Here is a 21969-nt window from a genome sequence, read left to right as displayed (position 1 = left end):
CTCCTACACAGCGTTCTGCACTGGGTTTCAGATACGGAACTGGCCTACGAGTTTGCCCAGCCGCTGCCCCAGTTCAGCCAGACTGCGCGAAGTCTGCGCGCCCAACTGGGTCTCATCCGCCACGCTGTCCACCGCCACTGCGATCTGGTGCACGCTGCGGTTGATCTCTTCGGCCACCGCCGTCTGCTCTTCCGCGGCACTGGCGATCTGCGCGTTCATCGAGTTGATGGTCGCGATCAATTCCGCCATGGCATCCAGCGACGCGCCGGCCTGATTGGCTTGCGCCGAGGTACCATCGCCCGCCTCGCTGGAACGGCGCATGGCTTCGACCGCCGACTGCGTGCCCGCCTGCAAACGATCGATCATGCCCTGGATTTCCTGGGTGCTGATCTGCGTACGACTGGCCAGCGCCCGCACTTCATCGGCCACTACGGCAAAGCCACGTCCGGCCTCCCCGGCGCGTGCCGCTTCAATTGCTGCGTTCAGCGCCAGCAGGTTGGTCTGCTCGGCAATCGAGCGGATCACCCCGAGCACGCCGACAATCGACGACACGTCCTGCTGCAGGCTGTCGAGGGACACGCCGCTGCTGCGAATGTCATCCACCAGCGCATGAATCTGTTTGATGCTGCCGGCCACCACGCGCTTGGCGCTCTGGCCTTCTTCATCGGTCTGCTGCGCGGCAACCGCGGCGTTCTGCGCGCTCTTGGCGACTTCCTGGGCGGCGGCGGACATCTCGTTGATCGCCGTGGCGACCTGATCGGTCTCGTGGCGCTGACGCTCCATCGCCTGATCCGAGCGCTGAGCCTGATCCGAAACCTGAGTCACCAGGCCGGTCAGTTGTGTGGTCATCTCGGTGATCTGCCGCACCAGACCGTGAATCTTGTCGACGAACCGGTTGAACGAGCCGGCCAGTTCACCGAGCTCGTCCTGGCTGGTGATGTTCAGCCGGCGGGTCAGGTCGCCCTCGCCTGCCGCGATGTCGTCGAGGTTGGCTTTCATCAGAGTCAGCGGACGCAGAATGGTATTGGCCAGCAGCATGCCCGCTGCGGCAATGACCAGCAGCACCAGCACCGCCACGCCGACGATGCTGAGGATCACGCCTTGCATGCGTTCCTGCACTTGCGCTTCGACCAATGCAACCTGCGCTTCAATGCCGTCGAGGTTGACCGATGTACCGACCGCCATGTCCCACTTCGCCAGGTACTCGGTGTAGCCGAGTTTCGGTACCAGCACGTTGGCGTTGCCCGGCAGCGGCGAGCTGTATTGCAGATAGTGGGTGCCGTCCTTCGCCACGCTCACCAGGCCGCGGTTGACGTAGACGCCGTTGGGGTCGCGGTTGTCCTTGAAGCTTTTGCCGACGCCTTCGGGGTCGTTGGCCTTGAACAGGCGCACGGTCTCGGAGTCGTAGCCGAAGAAGTAGCCGTCCTTGCCGTAGCGGATGCCCGACAGCAGCTTGATCGCCTGCGCCCGCGCCTCGTTGTCACCGGGGGTGGCCGCGTCGTACAGCGGCTTGATCGTAGTCATGGCCACGGCGACGTAGCTTTGCAGGGTGGCCTTGGCGTCGGCGAGCAGGCGTTCGCGGGTCTGCTCGACCTCGGTGTGCGCCTGTTGCTTGAGGATGAACAGCGTGGTCAGGCTGATGACCAGCGCAAAGAGCAACACCGGCAGGACCGCGAGGGACAGGACTTTGGCCTTGAGACTCAAGCGCATTGGGGGGGCTCACTCTTTTGGTTTTATTGGCGTGGTTAAAGGCGTTAACGGCACGCGAAAGCAAAAGTTGAACCCAAAAAAAGATCGCAGCCTTCGGCAGCTCCTACAGAGATTGGTGTAGGAGCTGCCGAAGGCTGCGATCTTTTGATCTTCAGCTTTTAATCAGAGGACCATCGCGGCCACCCAGCCGAACGCCAGCAACGGCAGGTTGTAGTGCAGGAAGGTCGGCACCACGGTGTCCCAGATATGGTGGTGCTGGCCGTCGATGTTCAGACCGGAGGTCGGGCCGAGGGTCGAATCCGAGGCCGGCGAGCCGGCGTCACCCAAGGCCCCGGCGGTGCCGACGATGCAGACGATCGCCAACGGGCTGAAGCCCAGTTGCACGCACAGCGGCACGAAAATCGCCGCGAGAATCGGCACAGTGGAGAACGACGAACCGATGCCCATGGTCACCAGCAGCCCCACCAACAACATCAGCAGCGCGCCGATCCCCTTGCTGTGATTGATCCACGAGGCCGACGATTCGACCAGGGTCTGCACTTCCCCGGTGGCCTTCATCACTTCGGCGAACCCGGACGCGGCGATCATGATGAAGCCGATCATCGCCATCATTTTCATGCCTTCGGTGAACAGGTCATCGGTCTCGCGCCACTTGACGATGCCGGACGCCGAGAAGATCAGAAAGCCGACCAGCGCCCCGATAATCATCGAGTCCAGCAGCAATTGCACAATGAACGCAGCCGCAATCGCCACACCGGCGATCATCAGGCTCAGCGGGTTGTACTGCACCGCCACCTGCTCGACCTGCTCGATCTTCGCCAGGTCGTAGACACGCTTTTTGCGGTAGCTGATGAACGCCATCGCCAGGCCGAACACCATGCCCAGCGCCGGAATGCCCATGGCGTGAGTGACGTTGATGCCACTGATGTCGACCCCACTGCGCGCAACGTTGGCCAGCAGGATTTCATTGAGGAAGATGTTGCCGAAGCCCACCGGCAGGAACATGTACGGGGTGATCAGGCCGAACGTCATGACGCAGGCAATCAGCCGGCGGTCAAGTTGCAGCTTGGTCAGCACGTATAACAGTGGCGGCACCAGCAGCGGAATGAACGCAATGTGGATCGGCAGGATGTTCTGCGAGGCAATCGCCACCACCCAGAGCAGGCCGATCAGCAGCCATTTGACGCTGCCACCGCCGGTCGCATGTTGCCGGTCGACCATCGCCAGCGCTTTGTCGGCCAGAGCATGGGCCAGGCCGGACTTGGCAATCGCCACCGCGAAAGCGCCGAGCAACGCGTAGGACAAGGCCACGGTCGCGCCGCCGCCCAGGCCGCTGTTGAACGCCTTGAGCGTGGCGTCGATGCCTAGGCCACCGGTCAAGCCGCCGACCAGCGCACCGACGATCAGGGCGATCACCACGTGCACACGGGACAGGCTGAGGATCAGCATGACGCCGACCGCAGCAATCACTGCATTCATTTCACTACCTCAAAAACACTGCGATGAACGATCACCGCCAGACAGGATGAGTCCGCCCACGGAGCACCGGCGGATTTGCAAAGAGGGTCTTATTAGAAGGGCGCGCACTGTGCCGCAGAGTGGCGGCGGTGTCAAAGCGAGCGGCTGAACTGAAATGTAACTGGCAATGGAGAACCCTGTGATGCGCAGGAGATCCCTGTGGCGAGGGAGCTTGCTCCCGCTCGGCTGCGCAGCAGTCGTAAACCCGGTAGACGCGTTATGCCTGAATGACCGCATTAGCAGGGTTTGGGGGCGCTACGCACCCCAGCGGGAGCAAGCTCCCTCGCCACAGGGGTCTGAATGTCACTCAGCTGCGGCAATCGGTCATATTGCGTTTGAACAATAAAGAAAGCCGAAACGCGGCCGTTACAGTGCAAAGTCTCAGATATTTATCGAATAAGGACGTCTCCATGTCGCTCAGACAACTTTCCATTCAATGGAAAATCACCCTGCTCGCCGGCCTTTGCCTGGCGGGCATCGTGACCCTGCTGGTGGGTCTTTCGCTGTACCGCATGGAGCACAGCTCCGAGCTGGTGAAGGCGTCGAGCATGGAGATGCTGACCGAGTCGGCCCAGGCGCGGATTGAATCGCAAGGCGAAGTGCAGGCCGCCGGCATTCGCCAGCAGTTCATGGACGCCTATCAATATGGCCACGGCTTCTCGCGTCAGGTGCTGTTTTTGCGTGAACAGGCGGAAAAGCGCTTCCTCGACGCCTTCGACCTGCGCGAAGACATGACCCGTCAGGTCAAGTCCGCGCTGCAGGCCAACCCGGAACTGCTCGGCCTGTCGCTGGTGTTCGAAGCCAACGCGCTGGATGGCAAGGATGAACTGTTCGCAGGTCAAGCTGAACTGGGCAGCAACGACAAGGGCCGTTTCGCCCTGTACTGGTCGCAGCCAACCCCGGGCAAAGTCACCTCGATGGCCCTGCCGGAAAGCGACATGGCCGACACCAGCACCGGCCCCAGTGGTCAGGCTGCCAACGCCTGGTTCACCTGCCCGCGCACCACGCTCAAACCGTGCGTGATCGAACCCTACTTTTATGTGATCGATGGCCAGAACGTGCTGATGACCAGCATCGTCTTCCCGCTGATGGTCAACGGCAAAGTCATCGCCTCGCTGTCGGTGGACATCAACCTCAACAGCCTGCAGGCGATCAGCCAGGGCGCGAGCAAGAAGCTCTATGACGGCCAGACCGCCGTGAGCATCATCAGCCCGGTCGGCCTGCTCGCCGGTTACAGTCCGGATGCCAGCAAACTGAGCAAGCGTCTGGATGCCGTGGACACCGTCAGCGGCGCCGAACTGCTGCGTCAGCTCGGCACCAGCAGCAGCGTCAGCAGCCTGCACAGCAACGGCCAGTTGAAAGTGCTGTCGCCGTTCCAGCCGATTCCGGGCGGGCCGTCGTGGGCGGTGTTGCTCGATGTGCCGGAAAAGGTTTTGGTGGAGCGCGCCGAAGCACTCAAGCAACAACTGGATGCGAGCAATAATTCCGGCACCCTGATCGAACTGAGCCTCGGCGTGCTCGCAGCCCTGGTCGGCCTGCTGCTGGTGTGGCTGATGGCGCGCAGCGTGACCAGACCGATCCTCGGCGTGGCCAACATGCTCGAAGACATTGCCAGTGGCGAAGGCGATCTGACCCGCCGCCTGGCCTACGACAAGCAGGATGAACTGGGTCAGTTGGCCGGTTGGTTCAACAAGTTTCTCGACAAGTTGCAGCCGATCATTGCCGAAGTGAAACGCTCGGTGCAGGACGCGCGCAACACCGCCGACCAGTCTTCGGCCATCGCCACCCAGACCAGCGCCGGCATGGAGCAGCAATACCGTCAGGTCGATCAGGTCGCCACCGCGTCCCACGAGATGAGCGCCACCGCCCAGGACGTCGCCCGTAGCGCTGCGCAAGCGGCGGAAGCGGCCAAGGACGCCGATCGCGCCACCCGTCAGGGCCTGACCGTGATCGACCGCACCACCGCGAGCATCGACGCCCTCGCCGCCGACATGAACGCGGCGATGGTCCAGGTCGAAGGCCTGGCCGCCAACAGCGAGAAGATCGGCACCGTGCTGGAAACCATCCGCGCCATCGCCGAACAGACCAACCTGCTGGCGCTCAATGCCGCGATTGAAGCGGCGCGTGCCGGTGAAGCCGGTCGCGGTTTTGCCGTGGTCGCTGACGAAGTGCGCAACCTCGCCCGCCGTACCCAGGAGTCGGTGGAAGAAACCCGTCAGGTGATCGAACAACTGCAGACCGGTACCCAGGACGTGGTCGGCTCGATGGGCAACAGCCATCGTCAGGCTCAGGGCAGTGTCGAGCAGGTCGGGCAAGCGGTGACCGCACTTCGCCAGATCGGCGATGCGGTAACGGTGATCAGCGACATGAACCTGCAGATCGCCAGCGCAGCGGAAGAACAGAGCGCGGTGGCCGAGGAGATCAACAACAACGTGGCGACCATTCGTGACGTGACCGAATCGCTGTCCGGGCAGGCCAATGAGTCGGCGCGGGTGAGCCAGTCGCTGAACAGCCTGGCGAATCAGCAGCAGAGTTTGATGGATCAGTTCCGGGTCTGACAGCTCCCCGCTATTTCGCTGTAGGAGCTGCCGCAGGCTGCGATCTTTTTTGATCTTGTTTTTTAAAAATCCCAAGTCAAAAGATCGCAGCCTGCGGCAGCTCCTACAGGGATTAGCGGCGTGGCAACTCGATCACCACCTTCAACCCACCCCACTCGCTCTCGCCCAACACCAGCAACCCGCCCCACGTTTCGACGATATCCCGGACAATCCCCAGCCCCAAACCATGCCCGTGAGTCTGTTCATCCAGCCGCGTGCCCCGGCTGAACACCTGAGCACGCTGCTCTGCGGGAATCCCCGGGCCGTCATCTTCCACACTGAAGGCAAAACCATCGCTGCGCTCGATCACACTCAGGCGCACCTCGGCGTCCGCCCATTTGCAGGCGTTGTCCAGCAGGTTGCCGAGCAGCTCCAGCAGGTCCTCACGATCCCACGGCAATTGCAGCCCCGGCGGCGCGACGTAGCTCAACTGCAGATGCTCGCCATGGATCATGTTCAGCGTCGCCAGCAGGCCCGGCAGTTCCGCGTCACAGTCGAACAGCGCACCGGGCAGCGCATCACCGGACAGGCGCGCGCGGTTCAGTTCGCGATTGAGCCGCTGCTGCACCTGTTCCAGTTGTTCCTTGAGGATCTTGCGCAACTCGGGATGGCCATCCAGTTTTTCGCTCGACGCCAGGCTCAACAGCACCGCCAGCGGTGTCTTCAAGGCATGGCCCAAATTGCCCAGCGCATTGCGTGAACGCTTGAGGCTGTCTTCGGTGTGGGCGAGCAAATGGTTGATCTGCGCCACCAGCGGCTCCAGCTCCACCGGCACCTGATCGTCCAGTTGTGAACGCTGGCCTTGCTGCAACTGCGCGATCTGCTCGCGGGCGCGTTCCAGCGGCTTCAAGGCGCGGCGCACGGTGATGCGTTGCAGCAGCAGAATCAGCAGCAAACCCGCCAGCCCCAGGCCAAGGCCGATCTGACGCATGCGCTGGAAGCTCTCGCGCACCGGGGTGTAATCCTGAGCAACGCTGATCGAGATCGACTGCCCCAGCCGTCGATAGTCCGAGCGCAATACCAGCAACTGCTGACCGTCCGGCCCCAGTTGCAGGTTGCTGTGCAGGCCGGGATGTTCGAGCAGCGGCAAATCCTGATCCCACAGCGAACGCGAACGCCAGTGGCTGTCGGCAAAATCGATGCGGAAGTAATGCCCGGAAAACGGTCGCTGATAGGCCGGCGACAGGTGCCGCTCATCCAGTTGCAAACCTTGCGGGCCACGCACCAGCGCGACCAGCAGGCTTTCGCTGTCGTTGCGCAGGCCGGCTTCGAGGTAACGCTGCAGACCGACTTCGAACAACCACAGGCTGGTTTGCGCCAGCACCAGGCCGACGATCACCATCACGCTGATCAACCCCAGGCTCAAGCGGCGCTGGATCGACCTCACGAAGCTTGCCCACCGAACAGGTAACCCTGGCCGCGACGGGTTTCGATCACGGCTTTGCCCAGCTTGCGCCGCAGGTGATTGACGTGGACTTCGAGGACGTTGGAATCACGCTCGGTCTCGCCGTCGTAGAGGTGTTCGGCGAGGTGGGTTTTCGACAGGATCTGCTCCGGGTGCAGCATGAAATAGCGCAGCAGGCGGAATTCGGCGGCGGTCAGTTGAATCTCGCTGCCGTCGCGCATCACGCACTGGCGACCCTCATCCAGATGCAGACCCGCCGCCTTGAGCGTCGGCTGGTTGGCCTGGCCCTTGGAGCGGCGCAACAGCGACTGCACGCGCAGGTGCAGCTCTTCGGGGTGAAACGGTTTGGTCAGGTAATCGTCGGCACCGGCCTTCAGGCCTTCGATGCGCTCGGCCCAGGAGTCGCGGGCGGTAAGGATCAGTACCGGGGTCGCCAGGCCGCCGGCGCGCCATTGCGCCAGCACTTCCAGCCCGGGCACACCGGGCAGGCCGAGGTCGAGGATGATCAGGTCATAGGGCTCGCTGCTGCCCTGATAGACCGCATCGCGGCCGTCCGCCAGCCAATCCACCGCATAGCCTTGGCGTTGCAGGCCGGCGAGCAGTTCGTCGGCCAGCGGCACGTGGTCTTCCACCAGAAGCAAACGCATCGGTCAATCTTCCTTGTCTTTCACGAGTTCGCCGGTATCGGCCTTCAGGTGCAGCTCACGGGCGACACCCTCGACGGTCAGCAACTCGACTTCATAAATGTAAACGTCGTGTTTTTCTTCCAGCTCGACTTCCAGCAGTTTTGCGCCGGGATAACGGTCCATCGCCTGCTGCAGCACTTGCTCGAGCGGCAGGATCACGCCCTGCTTGCGCAGATCAAGTGCTTCGTCCGGACCCAGGTCGCGGGCCATGGCCGTCGAACAACACATCACCAGCGCCAACGCCGTACGACGGCTGGCGCGAACATTAACCTTCATTACGTATCCTGATGATCCTTGAGAACTTGCCCCGTCACGGCGTCCAATTCCAGATCCCACTCCAGCCCTTGCGGGTCACGCATTTCGATCTGGTAGATGTACTTGCCGTACTGCTCTTCCAGCTCGGTATCGGTGATGGTCGAACCCGGGTGTTTGTCCAATGCCGTGGCGTTGAGCTTCTCGAAGGAGACGATAGTACCAGCGTCGCGCAGGCGCAGGGCTTCATCGGGGCCGAGATCGCGGGCGTGGGCGAGGCTGGCGGTCAGGCCGATGATCGAGGCAATGGACAGGGCAGTCAGGGTTTTCATGGTGTCTCCGTATTTTTATGTGTTGCTTTACGGTGGGCACCTTAGCGGGATGAACTTAACTGAAACTGAATTGCCATCATTGCTCCAGCGCAACACATATCCCCACTGTAGGAGTGAGCCTGCTCGCGATAGCGGTGTTTCATTGAGCAATGATGCGTCTGACACACCGCTATCGCGAGCAGGCTCACTCCTACAAGGTTTTGCAACATGTGCTTATAATTGTTCGCTTGCTAACGATCGAGACCGGTATGACCGCCATCCACATCAAGTTCCCCGCCCTCACCCTCAAGGCTGGCCCGCGAGCCATGGCGCGCATACGTGCCCAAGGCCTGCACGCCGCTGATGTCGGCACCCTGCCCGGAGCCGCCGGGGGGCCGAAAGCGCTGGGGATTCAGGGGCTGGATCTGGCGTTGTTCGGCGAATGGCTGCCGAGCGCGCCGCGTGAGCGTTCGCTGATCGGCGCCTCGGTTGGCTCCTGGCGCTTCGCCAGTGCCTGCCTGCCGGATGCCGCCGAAGGCATCCGCCGGCTCGGCCAGTTGTACGCCGAGCAGAACTTCAACAAGGGCGTGACCATGGCCGAGATCAGCCAGAGCTCGCAACGCATGCTCAATGACCTGCTCGACGGCCGCGACGTCAGCATCCTCAACAACGCCGACTATCGCCTGAACATCATGGTGGTCAAAAGCCACGGGCGCCTGGCCGACGACCACCGCGGTCGCCTCGGCCTGGCACTGGGTTCGGTGATCGCCGATAACCTGCGCGGCCGCGCGCGGCTGTCGCGGCACTTCGAACGCCTGATCATTCACGACCCGCGCCTCGCCCCGCCGCTCAATGCGCTGAATGACTTCCCGTCGCGCTTCGTCGCCCTCAATGCCGGCAACCTGCGTCAGGCGCTGCTGGCGTCCGGCTCGATCCCGATGGTCATGGAAGGCGTGCGCGACCTGCCGGGCGCCGGTGCCGGCACCTTCCGCGATGGCGGTCTGCTCGACTATCACCTCGACCTGCCCTACAGCGGTGACGGCATCGTGCTTTATCCGCACTTCACCGACCGGGTGATTCCCGGCTGGTTCGACAAGACCCTGCCTTGGCGCCGCGCCTCGGTCGAGCGTTTGCAGGACGTGCTGTTGCTCGCGCCGTCCAAGGAATACCTGGCGCGCCTGCCCTACGGCAAACTGCCTGACCGTAACGATTTCAAACGCTTCATGGGCGATGCGCCGAGCCGGCAGAAATACTGGCACGCGGCGATGAGCGAGAGCCGCCGACTGGGCGACGAGTTTCTCGAACTGACCACCAACGGTCGCCTCGCCGAGCGCTTGCTGACCCTTTAGTCAGTGTTTTCCCGCATCGCCAAACACAAGCTGGTAAACTCGCCGCCTGCCCGAATCGCTGCGGCGAACGCCACCTGAACAGAGCCGAAAATACTGTGGAAATCTTCAAGGAATTTACTTTCGAATCCGCCCACCGCCTGCCGCACGTACCGGACGGCCACAAGTGCGGGCGCCTGCACGGTCACTCGTTCAAAGTGGCGATTCACCTGAGCGGCGACCTCGATCCGCACACCGGCTGGATCCGCGATTTCTCCGAGATCAAGGCGATCTTCAAGCCGCTGTACGAGCGTCTGGACCACAACTACCTGAACGACATTCCCGGCCTGGAAAACCCGACCAGCGAAGTCCTGGCCAAATTCATCTGGAATGAAATGAAGCCACTGCTGCCAGAACTCAGCGCGATACGCATCCACGAAACCTGCACCAGCGGCTGCATCTATCGCGGTGAGTAATTCAGCACCAATTCCTTTGTAGGAGCTGCCGCAGGCTGCGATCTTTTGATCTTGCTTTTTAAGATCAAAATCAAAAGATCGCAGCCTGCGGCAGCTCCTACAGGAAATGGTGTTTTGTCAGGAAAATAGAGAACAGCCTTCGCGGCTGTTTTTTTTGCCCGAGTTTTTGGGCTCCCATATGGGGCTTGGGTGCATTCCGATGCACCGCTTTCGAGCCATCGCTGACAACTCGTCTATACATAGTCCCCATAACCGGCATTTGGCACGACCACTGCAACCGCCCCCGCGTCCTCCCCTTCAGCAAGGAACGCCCCCATGACGCAGAACGACCCCGGCAACGACTACCCCCTCAGCGAAGTCCCGATGCACGCGCGCAAAGGCCTGGCCTCGACCGCCATGGTATTGCTCGGTTTCACGTTTTTCACCGCGACGATGTTTGCCGGCGGCAAGCTCGGTGTGGCGTTCAGTTTCGGCGAGATGATGGCGGTGATCATCATCGGTAATCTGCTGCTCGGTCTGTATGCGGCGGGGCTGGGCTACATCGCTTTCAAGAGCGGCCTGAATTCGGTGCTGATGGGGCGATTCTGTTTCGGTGAGGTCGGCAGCAAACTCAGCGACCTGATCCTCGGTTTCACCCAGATCGGCTGGTACGCCTGGGGTACCGCGACCGCCGCGGTGGTGCTCGGCAAATACTTCGATCTCGATGAGGGCACCGTGCTCGGTTTGATGGTGCTGTTTGGCCTGGTGTTCTGCGCCACGGCGTACGTCGGTTATCGCGGCCTGGAGATCCTGTCGTACATCGCGGTGCCGGCAATGATGTTGCTGCTGATGCTGTCGATGTGGGTCGCCACGGTGAAAGTCGGCGGCCTCGAAGGGTTGCTCAGCGTGGTGCCGACAGGATCACTGGACTGGTCGACCGCCATCACTCTGGTGTTCGGCACCTTCGTCAGCGGCGCGACCCAGGCCACCAACTGGACACGCTTCTCGCGTTCGGCGCGGGTGGCGGTGCTGGCCAGCCTGATCGGTTTCTTCGTCGGCAATGGCCTGATGGTGCTGATCGGCGCCTACGGTGCGATCGTCTATCAGCAGCCGGACGTGGTGGAAGTGTTGCTGCTGCAAGGCTTCGCCATGGCCGCGATGGCGATGCTGTTGCTGAATATCTGGAGCACCCAGGACAACACCATCTACAACTTCGCCGTCGCCGGCTGCAACCTGCTGCGCACCGGGCGGCGCAAGACCGTGACCCTGGCGGGCGCGGTGATCGGCACCCTGCTCGCCCTGCTGGGCATGTACGACATGCTGGTGCCGTACCTGATTCTGCTGGGCACGGTGATTCCGCCGATTGGCGGAGTGATCATGGCTGACTTTTTCTTCCGCTGGCGCGGGCGCTATCCGCGTCTGGCCGACGCACGGCTGCCGGCGTTCAACTGGCCGGGGCTGGGGGCTTACGCGGTCGGCACGCTCGCTGCGTTCCACTCGCCGTGGGTCGCGCCGCTGGTAGGGATTGCCGCCGCCGCGCTAACGTATGTCATCGTCACCGGCCTGCTCGGCGCCCGCCGCGCCACCGTGCCACTACAGGACCTATAAGAAGGATTCGCCTGATGCACATCATCAACGCGCGACTGCGCAACCAGGATGGTTTACACGAACTGCACCTGGAAGACGGCCTGATCCGCAGCATCAGCCGCCAGACCGAAGCCCCGTCCCTCCACCCCGACGACCTCGATGCCGGCGGCAATCTGGTGGTGCCGCCCTTCGTCGAACCGCACATCCACCTCGACGCCACCCTCACCGCCGGCGAGCCGCGCTGGAACATGAGCGGCACGCTGTTCGAGGGCATCGAATGCTGGGGCGAGCGCAAGGTCACCATCACCGAAGAAGACACCAGGACCCGCGCCAAAAAAACCATTCAGGCACTGGCCGCCCATGGCATCCAGCACGTGCGCACCCACGTCGACGTCACCGACCCGCAGCTCACCGCGCTCAAGGCGATGCTCGAAGTGCGCGAACAGAGCCGGCACCTGATCGACCTGCAAATCGTCGCGTTCCCGCAGGAAGGCATCGAGTCGTTCCGCAACGGTCGCGAGCTGATGGAAGAAGCGATTCGCATGGGCGCCGATGTGGTCGGCGGCATTCCGCATTTCGAGTACACCCGCGATCAGGGCGTGAGTTCAGTGAAGTTTCTGATGGACCTGGCCGAACGCACCGGTTGCCTGGTGGACGTGCACTGTGACGAAACCGACGACCCGCATTCGCGCTTCCTCGAAGTGCTCGCCGAAGAAGCACGCAGCCGCGACATGGGCGCCCGGGTCACCGCCAGCCACACCACGGCGATGGGCTCTTACGACAACGCCTACTGCGCCAAGCTGTTCCGTCTGCTCGGGCATTCCGGGATCAGTTTTGTCTCGTGCCCGACCGAAAGCATCCACCTGCAGGGGCGCTTCGACAACTTCCCCAAACGCCGTGGCGTGACCCGGGTCAACGAGCTGCTGGAAGCCGGAATGAACGTGTGTTTCGGCCAGGATTCCATCGTCGATCCGTGGTATCCGCTGGGCAACGGCAACATCCTGCGCGTGCTGGAGGCCGGGCTGCACATCTGCCACATGCTCGGTTACCGCAATCTGCAGAACGCACTCGATCTGGTCACCGACAACAGCGCCAGGGCCATGCACCTGGGCGAACGCTATGGCCTGGAGCCGGGCCGCCCGGCCAACCTGCTGATTCTGTCGGCGGACAGCGATTACGAAGTGATCCGCAGCCAGGGTCTGCCGCTGTATTCGATTCGCGGCGGCAAAGTGCTGATGAAGCGGCAGATGCCGGTGGTGGAGTTCAGTACAGATGTGAGCTGATTCGACTGGCCCCTTCGCGAGCAGGCTCGCTCCCACCTTGGTAGGCGTTGCCCTGCAAGACTGAGCCTGCTCGCGGTCCCCCGTTGCACAGCATGCCCCCTGTGGGAGCGAGCCTGCTCGCGAAAGCGATTACCGCTTCAACCCATCAATCGCGCCGTACCAAACAGCCTGACCCGCACCAACGCGCCGCGCTCTTCTTCGAGCAACACCGGCGCCGTGCCGCCCGGCATCACCACCTGCACTTCACCGCTCGCCACCCAGCCCACCGCCCACGCCGCACAGGCCACCGCACTGGCACTGGTGCCGGAAGACGCCGTCGGCCCTTCCCCGCGCTCGAACACCCGGGCGACGATGCGTTGCGCTGATTGGCGCGCAGCCCATTGCAGATTGACGCCCGCCGGACACGGTTGACCGGCGCCGGCGGGCATCGCATAAGCAATCCGGGTCAGGCCCTCGGCCCATGGCGACTCGCGCATTTGTGAGTTGCTCGGCAGATCGGCGACGTCGGTCAGCAACGTCACGCAATGCGGATTGCCGATGCGCACGAACTGACTGTGTTGCCACGCCGGGTTGAGCTGAGCCAGTGGCCCTACGTGGCTGACGTCCTTCCCGTTGAACACGCGTTTTTCAACCTGCTGCGCGCTCACTGCAGAAGGCCCGAAACCCGGTTGACCGAGGTCCAGCCAGAAACCCTTCACCGCTTCGACTTCAGCCGGTTTCACCGAGGTTTCCACGGCGTCACCCTTGTCGTGATGCACTCGCAGCAATGCCCCCTCCGCCGGCATCAGCCCCTGCTCCAGCAAGGATTGGGCAAAGATCGTCAGGCCGTTGCCGCTGCGTTCAGCCAGAGTGCCGTCGGTATTGACGATGAGTACATCGAACGGTGACGCGGACTGAAAAGGGCCGATCAGCAGGCCGTCGCTGCGGTGGGATTTGCTCTGCTCTGGACGCTGCCCCTCAGGCCAGTCGCAACACAGGGCAATGGCTGCCTGGCTCCACGCCTGTCTCGACAACGCACACTGCGCGGCACTGATCGACAAATCGATCCCCGCCTCGCGAAGTGTCTGCGGCGACACCACCCCGTATATATTGCCCCGCGCATCGTAGAACTGCGTCATCACCGGCCCTTACCGTTAAATCCCCGAAGCTGCCACTGTAAAACGCAATCCCCTGTGGGAGCGAGTCTGCGCGCGAAGGCGGTATATCCGTCGCCATATTCATTGCCCGAATCACCGTTTTCGCGAGCGGACGAACGCCTACGGGTTAGGATGTCGGCTGCACTCCCCCGGAACCTGCGATCGAACCTCGACGCGCGATCACGGTCATTCGGGGGACGCGATGTTTTTTGCCAAGGATCGATATGACCAGCCTCAACCCCCAAGACACCTTCGTCCCCGGACGCCTGCAACAGATGTCGACGCGCATCGCTTTTTTCATCGCCGGCCTCGGCATTGCCGCGTGGGCGCCGCTGGTGCCGTACGCCAAGGCCCGGGCCGGGCTGGATGAAGGGACGCTGGGCCTGCTGTTGTTGTGCCTGGGGGTCGGTTCGATTCTGGCGATGCCGCTGGCGGGGATTCTCGCTACGCGCTTCGGCTGCCGCAAAGTGGCCACCGGCGGCACCCTGCTGATTTGCGCGGCGCTGCCGTTGCTGGCGACGGTGTCGTCGATTCCGGCGCTGATTGCCACGCTGTTCATGTTCGGCGCCGGTTTGGGCACGGTGGACTCGACCGTCAACCTGCAAGCGGTGATCGTCGAACGGGCCAGCGGCAAGAACATGATGTCCGGCTTTCATGGCCTGTTCAGCCTCGGCGGGATTGTCGGCGCGGCCGGTGTCAGCGCCCTGCTCGGCCTCGGCCTGACGCCGCTGGCGGCAATGCTGGTGGTGGTGGCGGTATTGATCGGCGCGCTGTTCAAGTGCGTGCCGCACATGCTGCCCTACGGCAGTGAAAGCTCCGGCCCGGCATTTGCCATTCCCCACGGCATCGTGCTGTTCATCGGCGGCATGTGCTTCATCGTGTTCCTCACCGAAGGCGCGGCACTGGACTGGAGCGCGGTGTTTCTCGCCCAGGAGCGCGGAATCGACACGGCGTACGCAGGGTTGGGTTACGCCGCATTTGCCCTGACCATGACGGCCGGACGCCTGATGGGTGACCGGATCGTGCGCAGTGTCGGTGCCACGCGAATCATTCTGTTCGGCGGCCTGTTGGCGGCGGCTGGCCTGTTTCTCGCAACCTTCGCCCCGAGCTGGGAAGCGGCGTTGCTGGGTTATGCGCTGGTCGGCGCCGGCTGTTCGAACATCGTGCCGGTGCTGTACACCGCCGTGGGCAAGCAGACGGTGATGCCGGAAAGCATCGCGGTGCCAGCGATCACCACGCTGGGTTATGCAGGCATTCTGGCGGGGCCGGCGGTGATCGGCTTTGTCGCCCATGCCAGCAGTTTGAGTTTTGCTTTCGGGTTGATGGCGTTGCTGTTGGTCGCCGTGGCGATTGGCGGCAAAACACTCAAGGTCTGAACACCATCATTGTGGCGAGGGAGCTTGCTCCCGCCGGATTGCGAAGCGCACACAAAAATCGGGCCTGCTGCGCAGTCCAGCGGGAGCAAGCTCCCTCGCCAAAGGGTCAGGCGTTATCAGAAACCAACGCTGGCCTGCACAAAGAACGTGCGCGGCGCACCGCCCTACATCCCCGGATTGTTGTCGCTGGAACCGGTGAAATACTGCTTGTCGAAGACGTTTTTCACCCCGGCGCCGAGCTTCAGGTTCGACACCTGCGGACCGAAGCCCGGCCATTCATTTCTTGGAGGCCGCGCCGAAACTGCGCCCGCGTTCCCCCCAAGCCCCCGCCTATTGTGTAAAATGCCGCCCGGGTGCCACCGCAACAACGCGGCAGGGCAGGTTTAATTCAGCGCAGGTCGGGCCGCCGCGCGGAGTTGCCGTGCCTATGAGCCACGATCCGTCACGCCTGCATGCTGCCCCTGCCCGTCAGGGCTCGCCTTCTGCGATGGCCTTTCTCTCCCGTTTCTTCGCCGCCGAATCTGCCGGTGGCCTGATCCTGATGGCCGCCGCCCTTGCCGCGCTGTTGATCGCCAACTCGCCGTGGGCCGCCACGTACTTCTCGACCCTGCACATCAAGATCGCCGGCTTGTCGATCGAGCATTGGGTGAACGATGGCCTGATGGCGATCTTCTTCATGCTGGTGGGCCTGGAAATCAAACGCGAAATGCTCGCCGGTCAGTTGTCGACCTGGGGTCAGCGCGCGCTGCCGGGCTTCGCGGCACTTGGCGGGATGCTGGTGCCGGCGCTGATCTATGTCGCGATCAACTGGGGCAATCCACAAACCCTCAGCGGTTGGGCAATTCCCGCCGCCACTGACATTGCCTTCGCCCTGGGCGTGCTGTCGCTACTGGGTAAGCGCGTCCCCGTCTCGCTGAAAATCTTTCTTTCGGCCCTGGCCATTCTGGATGATCTGGGTGCGGTGGTGATCATCGCGATTTTCTACACCAGTGGCCTGTCGGTGAGCATGCTGCTGGCGTCACTGGCAGTGATTGCGTTGCTGGTGATCCTCAATCGCTGCGGGGGCAGAAAGCTTTGGCCATACCTGATCGCCGGCGCCTTCCTGTGGTTCTTCATGCTGCAATCGGGGATCCACGCGACCCTCGCCGGGGTGATTCTGGCGCTGTGCATCCCGCTGGGTAACCCGGAGGACGAGCACAACTCGCCGCTGCTGTACCTCGAAGAAAAAATGCATCCATGGGTGGCGTTCGCCGTGGTGCCGATTTTCGGCTTCGCCAACGCGGGCGTGTCGCTGGCCGGCATTTCCCCGAGCAACCTGCTCGAGCCGGTGCCGCTGGGCGTCGCGCTGGGCCTGTTGTTCGGCAAGCAGATCGGCATCCTCGGCCTCGGTGCACTGGCGATTCGCAGTGGTCTGGCGCAACTGCCGCAAGGCGCGAGCTGGCTGCAATTGTATGGCGTGGCCCTGCTCTGCGGGATCGGCTTCACCATGAGCCTGTTCATTGGCGCACTGGCGTTCCCGGGCGCACCGCACCTGGTTGATTCGGTAAAGGTTGGCGTGTTGCTGGGCTCGATCCTGTCCGCGCTGCTGGCGGTGGTCGTGCTGATGAGTGCCGGCAAGGCGAAGGCTTCGAACTGACTTCAAGGGTCTGGTCGAGATAAAACATGTGGGAGCGAGCCTGCTCGCGAAAGCGCTGATTCAGTCGACCCATTAGCTGACTGAATTGCCCCCTTCGCGAGCAGGTTTGCTCCCACCGTTGTTATTGCGGTGCTGCTCAGCCTTTTTCGTCAATCCCGGCCTGCAGGGCCTGGCTGTCGAGGTTGCCGCTCAGGGTCACCGGACCCACTTTCAGATTGCCGTTATCGAAAGACACCTTCGGTGCGTTCTCCTCGGTTTTCTGCGGCAGGTCCAGCCCGGCTTTCACCCCGTAGTCACGGTTGACCAGATCGCTGCTATCGACCTTCGAACCGCCCAGATCCACTTTGCCCTCACTCGCCGAAATCCGCGCGCCGGTCAGCTGTGTCGCACCGCCCACCGCGAGGTTCACGCCCTGGCTGCCACTGATGCCGGAGGCCTGCGCCACGCTGTCCTTGTGGGTGTATTCGACCTGCGCTTTCAGTGTCGGCTTGTAGTCGGTGCCGGCGAGTTTTTCCTTGTCGCTCGGTGGATTCTTCTTCGCGGTGAGGCCCAGATCGACATCGACCTTGGCTTGCGTCTTCGAGTCCTGACGGCTGTCGACGGTCAGATCACCGGCGACCTTGCCGCTGACCGTGTTCGCGTCGATCCGCGCACCCGACAGCTGTGCGTCACCGGCACTGTTGAGCACCACGCTGTCCGCCTTGATCTGGCTGTTCTGCTGGGTGGTGCCTTGCAGGTAATCGACGCCGACCTTGGCCCCGGCGTTGAAGCCGTGGTCGCTGCTGGCCTTTTCATCGGCGGCGGTCGGGGTCTTGCTGCTCAGGTTGCCGCCGGCATTCAGCGCGACATTCCAGTTGTTGCGACGCTCGGTGGACTGCGCCGACTCCTGAACGAAACCGCCCTTCTGCGCATCGATGTTGACGCTCGGCGCGCCGACTTGCGTGCCTTGCAGATGCACCGCGTCACCGCTCAACGCCACACCGCTCTGGCTGTTGAGCTGACCACCGGCCAGGGTTTGCGAGTGTTCGTTAACCCCGCCGATGTTGAAGTTGCCGCTCAGATTAACGCCCTGATCGCGACTCTTCTCGCTGGTGGATTTGCTGCCGCCGCCCTTCAAACCGCCGCCGAGATTGCTGCCGGTTGCGGTGTGCGTATCGGTGGCCGCTTGCAGGTCGAGCTTGCCGTCCGCGTGCAGATCGATGGCGCCCGCGCTGTCGATCTGCGTGCCTTGCTGGACCTGGTTGCCGCCGCTGCTCAAGTGAACCGGACCGGTGCCGCTGATGCTCGCGACGTGAGCCTGAGTGTCAGTGGTTTGCTTGCCAGTGTGGTCGAGCTGGAACCCGGCACCGAGGTCGACGTTAGTGCCATCGGTGCCCGGCAAAGTGCCGACCGTCAGCGAGGCATTGCCGCGCAGGCTGGAGTCGCTGCTGCTCTGGCGGTCGTTGGCCTGATTCAGCGCCAGATCGCCACCGGTCTTGATGCTCACAGCGCCTTGACCGCTGTTAAAACGGCTGCCGGCGAACTGCGCATCACCGCCGACGTTGATGTTCACGCCCTGATTACCGGCATAGCCGCCCACCACCGCCGTGCTGCTGTCCTTGCTGGCGAAGCTGTTGCCGCCCGCGCCGCTGCCGGCGACGTTAACGTCCTCGCCGGTCTTGGTGTAGACCCGCACGTCGACCTTGGCGTCCACCGAGTGATCGGTGCTGCTGTGGGTGTTGCTCGAGGCGTCGGCTACCAGTGTGTCTGCGCTGATGTTGACCTTGCCGTTGCTGGCGCTGTACTGGGTGCCCTGGTCGTGCAGGGTGCCGGCGGTTTTTACATCGACACTGCCCCCGTCGAAACGGCTGACCACCGCGTTGCTGCTCTGCTCGGTCTTGTCGGCGCTGCCGTGACCGATCGCCACGTCGAGGCCGACGTTTGGCTGGCCGAGATTGCTCAAGGCTTCCTTGTCCGGCACCTTGCCGTTGAGCACATCCTTGACCGCACCGGCAATCGGGCGGGCGATGTCCTTGTACTCGACGTTGGCACCGACGTCCGCCGACCAGTTGCTCTGGCTGTGGCTGCTGCTTTCGGTGTTGCTGGCCGCGCGGTTATCGATTTCGTTGGCCGCAACGTTCAAACCATTGCCAGCCTTGACCTGTGCGCCTTCGGTCAGCAGCTTGTCGGCGTTGATCGTCAGGCCGCCGCTGCTCTGCACGCCTGTGGTTTGCGCGGTGGTTTTGCTGCTGCTGTCTTGCGCGGTGCTGTGGGCAAAATCGACGCCACTGCCGGCGCGGTCGAGGCCACCGGTGTAGTAGAAGCCGCCGCCGGTGCTGGAGGTGTCGGTGGACGTTGTGTGGCTGTCCTGTTCGGCCAGCAACGACACATTCTTGCCGCTCAGCGTGGTGTCGCCCGCCGTGGATTTGACCTCACCGCCCTTGATCGTCAGATCGCCGCCGGCCTTCACCTGCACGCTGGCGCCGCTGAGGCTCGAGCCTTGCTGGGTGACGTCGTTGCTCGTGACGGTCTGCTGCTTGTCTTCGTAATGCACGCCGGCGCGGTATTGCTCCGGCGTTTGCTCTTTGGCGTAGGTGTCGAAACCACGGGTTTCGCTGGTCGAGCGGCTGTCGTGGGTGTTCTGCGTGGCATGCACGTTCACATCCCCCGCGGCGTCCGCCGTCAGTGCACCGCCGGCCTTGACTGTGGAACCGGCAACGTCGATGTCCTTGGCACTCTTGAGCTTGAGGTTGCTGTCGGAAACCAGCTCGCTGCGCACCGTGGTGCTGTCCTTGGCGTTCTGCCGTGACTCGTCTTTGGTGATGCCGAAGAACTTGCTGTCCTTGTCGTGGTTGTTGCTGTGCGAAGTGTCCTGCACGCCGTCGATCACCAGCGAACCCTGGTCGCTGATCACGCTGGCCTCGGTGCCGCCACGGACCTGGCTGCCGCTGATGCGCACGTCGTCAGCCTTGACGATCAGTTTGCCGGCCGCATTGATTTTGCTGCCCTGATGCTGGGTCTGGCCCTTGTCGGCGTCACCGGTCTTGCCGAAGAAACCACCGCCGACCAGGTCGCCGGAGTAACTGTTGTTATTGCTGCGGCTGGTGCGCGTGGCCGTGGTCACGTCCACCTGTTTGCCCGCCAGTTTCACGTCGCCGGTGCTGTTCAGCTCGGCGCCTTCGGCGCGCAACAACGCGGCGGTTTGCAGGGCGATATTGCCGCCCTTGAGCTGGCTGCCGACGCTGCGCTGCTCTTCGCTGCTGCTGTTCCAGTCGGCCTTCCACAGGTGCTTGCGGTGGTTGCCCTGATCGCTCTGGGTGTGGCTTTCAGTGGCGGCGGTCAGGCGCAGATCGCCGCCGCTCTGCACATCGAGCTGCTTCGCCGCTTCGACCTTGGCCGCTTTGAGTTCGGTGTCTTTGCCGGAGGTCAGCCTGGCGTCGCGGCTGGCGACGATCTGGCTGCCGTGCTGGCGAGTTTCACTGTCGGTCTGGGTGCGGTCGTAGGTTTCCCAGGTGATGCCGATGGTGCTGTTGCTCCAGTTTTCGCGCTTCTCCTGGAGTTTGCGGCTTTCCACGGTGCTCAGGGTCAGGTTGCGCTTGGCGTCGACGCTGACATCACGACCACTGACATCGGCAGCGGCCAGCGTCAGGTCCTTGCCGCTGTGCAGGCCGACATCGCCCTGGCTGCTGCGGATACCGGCACGGGTCACGTCCAGGCTGTTGGGGAGCGCTTCGCCGCTGACACTGAGGTCGCCGGCCGAACGAATCTGCACGCCGTCACGCCCGGCCACTTGCACCGCCCCCACACGTACACCCGCGCCTTCGGCGGTGCTGACGATGTTGATGCGCCCGGCCTGCATCGCGCCGAACAGGCTGGCGTCGATGCGTTGGTCATGGGTGCTACCCGATGGGTCAACGGTTTTCACCTGACCGCTGGCGTAATCCACCTGGTTGCGCCCGACCGTGAGGTTCAGTTGATCACGGGCGTCGATGCGCCCCTGGCTGTCGATACGCGGGGCGATCAGGTTGACCGAGCCCTCGCCGTTGCGCAGGCCGCCGCTGTGGATCTGCAACTGGCCGCTGGCGTCGCGGGTGTTCAATGCCTGAAGTTTGCCGTCGTTCAATTCCGGACGACCGACCACCAGATTGGCGTTCGGCGTGTTGATGAAACTGCCGCCGTTCACCGAAATGCCGTTGGGGTTGGCCAGCACGTAATCGGCGGCACGGCCGAAGATTTCCTGGGCGCCGTTGATGGCTGAAGGGTTGCGGCTGATCACCTCGTTGAGGATCACGCTGGCCGCCTGCCCCTGCAGTTGCGGGTTGGCCGCCAGTTGCCCGGCGAGCTGCGATTGCCCGGCCTGCAAGGCGTTGTTCAGCACCAGGCCCTGACGGTCGACGTTGTAGTCGAGGAACTGGTTGTGCGACAGGCCGGAGCCGTTGGGCGCGACGATATTGACGATGGGCACGCCGCCCTGGGTCTGCAATTGCGCGGTGCCGCCGGGGCCCGGCGCGACCACCACACCGCCGGCGAGGGCGCTGGGCAGGTGCACGGCGAAGAACAGGCTGGCGATCGCCCAGCGCAATTTGCCCCGAGGAGAAAGATGGAATGCAAAGGTATGTGCTGGCATAAAAACGTCTCCATGTAAGAACGGCATCACGGCGCGCGATTTAGTCTTGGCCGTGGCTGTCGCGCTCAGATCCGACGGCTGTTTGT

The 21969-nt window shown here is 63.0% G+C and carries 15 protein-coding genes and 1 pseudogene; 7 read left to right on the top strand and 9 right to left on the bottom strand.

The features are described from left to right. Positions 1–27 precede the first annotated feature (27 nt). Positions 28–1710 carry a methyl-accepting chemotaxis protein gene (locus J5M57_RS23890; protein ID WP_207849616.1) on the bottom strand — a complete coding sequence of 561 codons (1683 nt, stop codon included), beginning with the start codon at positions 1708–1710 and terminating at the stop codon, positions 28–30. 162 nt (positions 1711–1872) lie between these two features. Beyond that, positions 1873–3189 (bottom strand): Na+/H+ antiporter NhaC family protein, encoded by a 1317-nt coding sequence (locus J5M57_RS23885; protein WP_064586861.1) that lies wholly within the window; start codon positions 3187–3189, stop codon positions 1873–1875. A 449-nt stretch (positions 3190–3638) separates the two neighbouring features. Between J5M57_RS23885 and J5M57_RS23880 the strand changes: the two genes are divergently transcribed. Then, positions 3639–5786, top strand: coding sequence for a methyl-accepting chemotaxis protein (locus tag J5M57_RS23880; protein WP_064586860.1), 2148 nt, complete (start codon positions 3639–3641; stop codon positions 5784–5786). A gap of 112 nt (positions 5787–5898) precedes the next feature. Here J5M57_RS23880 and J5M57_RS23875 read toward each other — a convergent pair whose 3' ends face one another. The 4 genes from J5M57_RS23875 to J5M57_RS23860 are packed head-to-tail and all read right to left on the bottom strand — an operon-like array spanning position 5899 to position 8500. Beyond that, positions 5899–7212, bottom strand: a complete 1314-nt coding sequence (locus J5M57_RS23875; RefSeq protein ID WP_064586859.1) for a sensor histidine kinase — start codon at positions 7210–7212, stop codon at positions 5899–5901. Continuing rightward, positions 7209–7877 (bottom strand): response regulator transcription factor, encoded by a 669-nt coding sequence (locus J5M57_RS23870; protein ID WP_169840718.1) that lies wholly within the window; start codon positions 7875–7877, stop codon positions 7209–7211. Before J5M57_RS23870 ends, J5M57_RS23875 begins: the two co-directional genes overlap by 4 nt. Before the next feature lie 3 nt (positions 7878–7880). Continuing rightward, positions 7881–8192, bottom strand: a complete 312-nt coding sequence (locus tag J5M57_RS23865) for a PepSY domain-containing protein (protein ID WP_064586857.1) — start codon at positions 8190–8192, stop codon at positions 7881–7883. After that, on the bottom strand, positions 8192–8500 hold the full coding sequence (locus J5M57_RS23860; RefSeq protein WP_064586856.1) for a PepSY domain-containing protein: 309 nt from the start codon (positions 8498–8500) through the stop codon (positions 8192–8194). The genes J5M57_RS23865 and J5M57_RS23860 overlap by 1 nt, the downstream gene beginning before the upstream one ends. A gap of 248 nt (positions 8501–8748) precedes the next feature. On the opposite strand from J5M57_RS23860, the gene J5M57_RS23855 reads away from it, so the two are divergent. From J5M57_RS23855 to codA, 4 genes are all read left to right on the top strand, one after another. Continuing rightward, complete coding sequence (locus J5M57_RS23855) at positions 8749–9828, top strand: patatin-like phospholipase family protein (protein WP_207849615.1); 1080 nt, start codon at positions 8749–8751, stop codon at positions 9826–9828. A gap of 95 nt (positions 9829–9923) precedes the next feature. Continuing rightward, positions 9924–10280 carry a 6-carboxytetrahydropterin synthase QueD gene (queD, locus tag J5M57_RS23850; protein ID WP_003223505.1) on the top strand — a complete coding sequence of 119 codons (357 nt, stop codon included), beginning with the start codon at positions 9924–9926 and terminating at the stop codon, positions 10278–10280. A gap of 315 nt (positions 10281–10595) precedes the next feature. Further along, on the top strand, positions 10596–11867 hold the full coding sequence (codB, locus tag J5M57_RS23845; protein WP_207849614.1) for a cytosine permease: 1272 nt from the start codon (positions 10596–10598) through the stop codon (positions 11865–11867). Positions 11868–11881: 14 nt separating this feature from the next. Continuing rightward, a complete protein-coding gene (gene codA / locus J5M57_RS23840) occupies positions 11882–13129 on the top strand; it encodes a cytosine deaminase (RefSeq protein WP_207849613.1) in 1248 nt (415 codons plus the stop codon). A 137-nt stretch (positions 13130–13266) separates the two neighbouring features. Here the strand turns inward: codA and J5M57_RS23835 are convergent, their stop codons facing one another. Further along, positions 13267–14247, bottom strand: a complete 981-nt coding sequence (locus tag J5M57_RS23835) for a diaminopimelate epimerase (protein ID WP_207849612.1) — start codon at positions 14245–14247, stop codon at positions 13267–13269. A 242-nt stretch (positions 14248–14489) separates the two neighbouring features. Between J5M57_RS23835 and J5M57_RS23830 the strand changes: the two genes are divergently transcribed. After that, entirely contained in the window at positions 14490–15641 is a 1152-nt protein-coding gene (locus J5M57_RS23830) for an MFS transporter (RefSeq protein ID WP_207849611.1), read from the top strand. Between the two features lie 164 nt (positions 15642–15805). Here the strand turns inward: J5M57_RS23830 and J5M57_RS28975 are convergent. Then, positions 15806–15907, bottom strand: a pseudogene (locus J5M57_RS28975) (hypothetical protein); the annotation flags it as partial. Between the two features lie 161 nt (positions 15908–16068). Between J5M57_RS28975 and nhaA the strand changes: the two are divergent. Continuing rightward, on the top strand, positions 16069–17277 hold the full coding sequence (nhaA, locus tag J5M57_RS23825; RefSeq protein WP_207849610.1) for a Na+/H+ antiporter NhaA: 1209 nt from the start codon (positions 16069–16071) through the stop codon (positions 17275–17277). Between the two features lie 136 nt (positions 17278–17413). Here the strand turns inward: nhaA and J5M57_RS23820 are convergent, their stop codons facing one another. After that, positions 17414–21883 carry a hemagglutinin repeat-containing protein gene (locus J5M57_RS23820; RefSeq protein ID WP_207849609.1) on the bottom strand — a complete coding sequence of 1490 codons (4470 nt, stop codon included), beginning with the start codon at positions 21881–21883 and terminating at the stop codon, positions 17414–17416. Positions 21884–21969: the final 86 nt, after the last annotated feature.

The sequence above is a fragment of the Pseudomonas sp. 86_A genome (genome assembly GCF_017491705.1).
In the GTDB taxonomy this organism is placed as follows: Bacteria; Pseudomonadota; Gammaproteobacteria; order Pseudomonadales; family Pseudomonadaceae; genus Aquipseudomonas; species Aquipseudomonas koreensis.
This window is presented reverse-complemented; position numbering and strand designations above follow the sequence as displayed.

What these genes read in the sequence shown, in the direction of transcription:
- J5M57_RS23860 (WP_064586856.1), bottom strand. Translation starts at nt 8,500, where the DNA reads ATGAAAACCCTGACTGCCCTGTCCATTGCCTCGATCATCGGCCTGACC.
- codA (WP_207849613.1), top strand. Translation starts at nt 11,882, where the DNA reads ATGCACATCATCAACGCGCGACTGCGCAACCAGGATGGTTTACACGAA.
- J5M57_RS23890 (WP_207849616.1), bottom strand. Translation starts at nt 1,710, where the DNA reads ATGCGCTTGAGTCTCAAGGCCAAAGTCCTGTCCCTCGCGGTCCTGCCG.
- J5M57_RS23880 (WP_064586860.1), top strand. Translation starts at nt 3,639, where the DNA reads ATGTCGCTCAGACAACTTTCCATTCAATGGAAAATCACCCTGCTCGCC.
- nhaA (WP_207849610.1), top strand. Translation starts at nt 16,069, where the DNA reads ATGAGCCACGATCCGTCACGCCTGCATGCTGCCCCTGCCCGTCAGGGC.
- J5M57_RS23820 (WP_207849609.1), bottom strand. Translation starts at nt 21,883, where the DNA reads ATGCCAGCACATACCTTTGCATTCCATCTTTCTCCTCGGGGCAAATTG.
- J5M57_RS23885 (WP_064586861.1), bottom strand. Translation starts at nt 3,189, where the DNA reads ATGAATGCAGTGATTGCTGCGGTCGGCGTCATGCTGATCCTCAGCCTG.
- J5M57_RS23855 (WP_207849615.1), top strand. Translation starts at nt 8,749, where the DNA reads ATGACCGCCATCCACATCAAGTTCCCCGCCCTCACCCTCAAGGCTGGC.
- codB (WP_207849614.1), top strand. Translation starts at nt 10,596, where the DNA reads ATGACGCAGAACGACCCCGGCAACGACTACCCCCTCAGCGAAGTCCCG.
- J5M57_RS23865 (WP_064586857.1), bottom strand. Translation starts at nt 8,192, where the DNA reads ATGAAGGTTAATGTTCGCGCCAGCCGTCGTACGGCGTTGGCGCTGGTG.
- J5M57_RS23830 (WP_207849611.1), top strand. Translation starts at nt 14,490, where the DNA reads ATGACCAGCCTCAACCCCCAAGACACCTTCGTCCCCGGACGCCTGCAA.
- J5M57_RS23870 (WP_169840718.1), bottom strand. Translation starts at nt 7,877, where the DNA reads ATGCGTTTGCTTCTGGTGGAAGACCACGTGCCGCTGGCCGACGAACTG.
- J5M57_RS23835 (WP_207849612.1), bottom strand. Translation starts at nt 14,247, where the DNA reads ATGACGCAGTTCTACGATGCGCGGGGCAATATATACGGGGTGGTGTCG.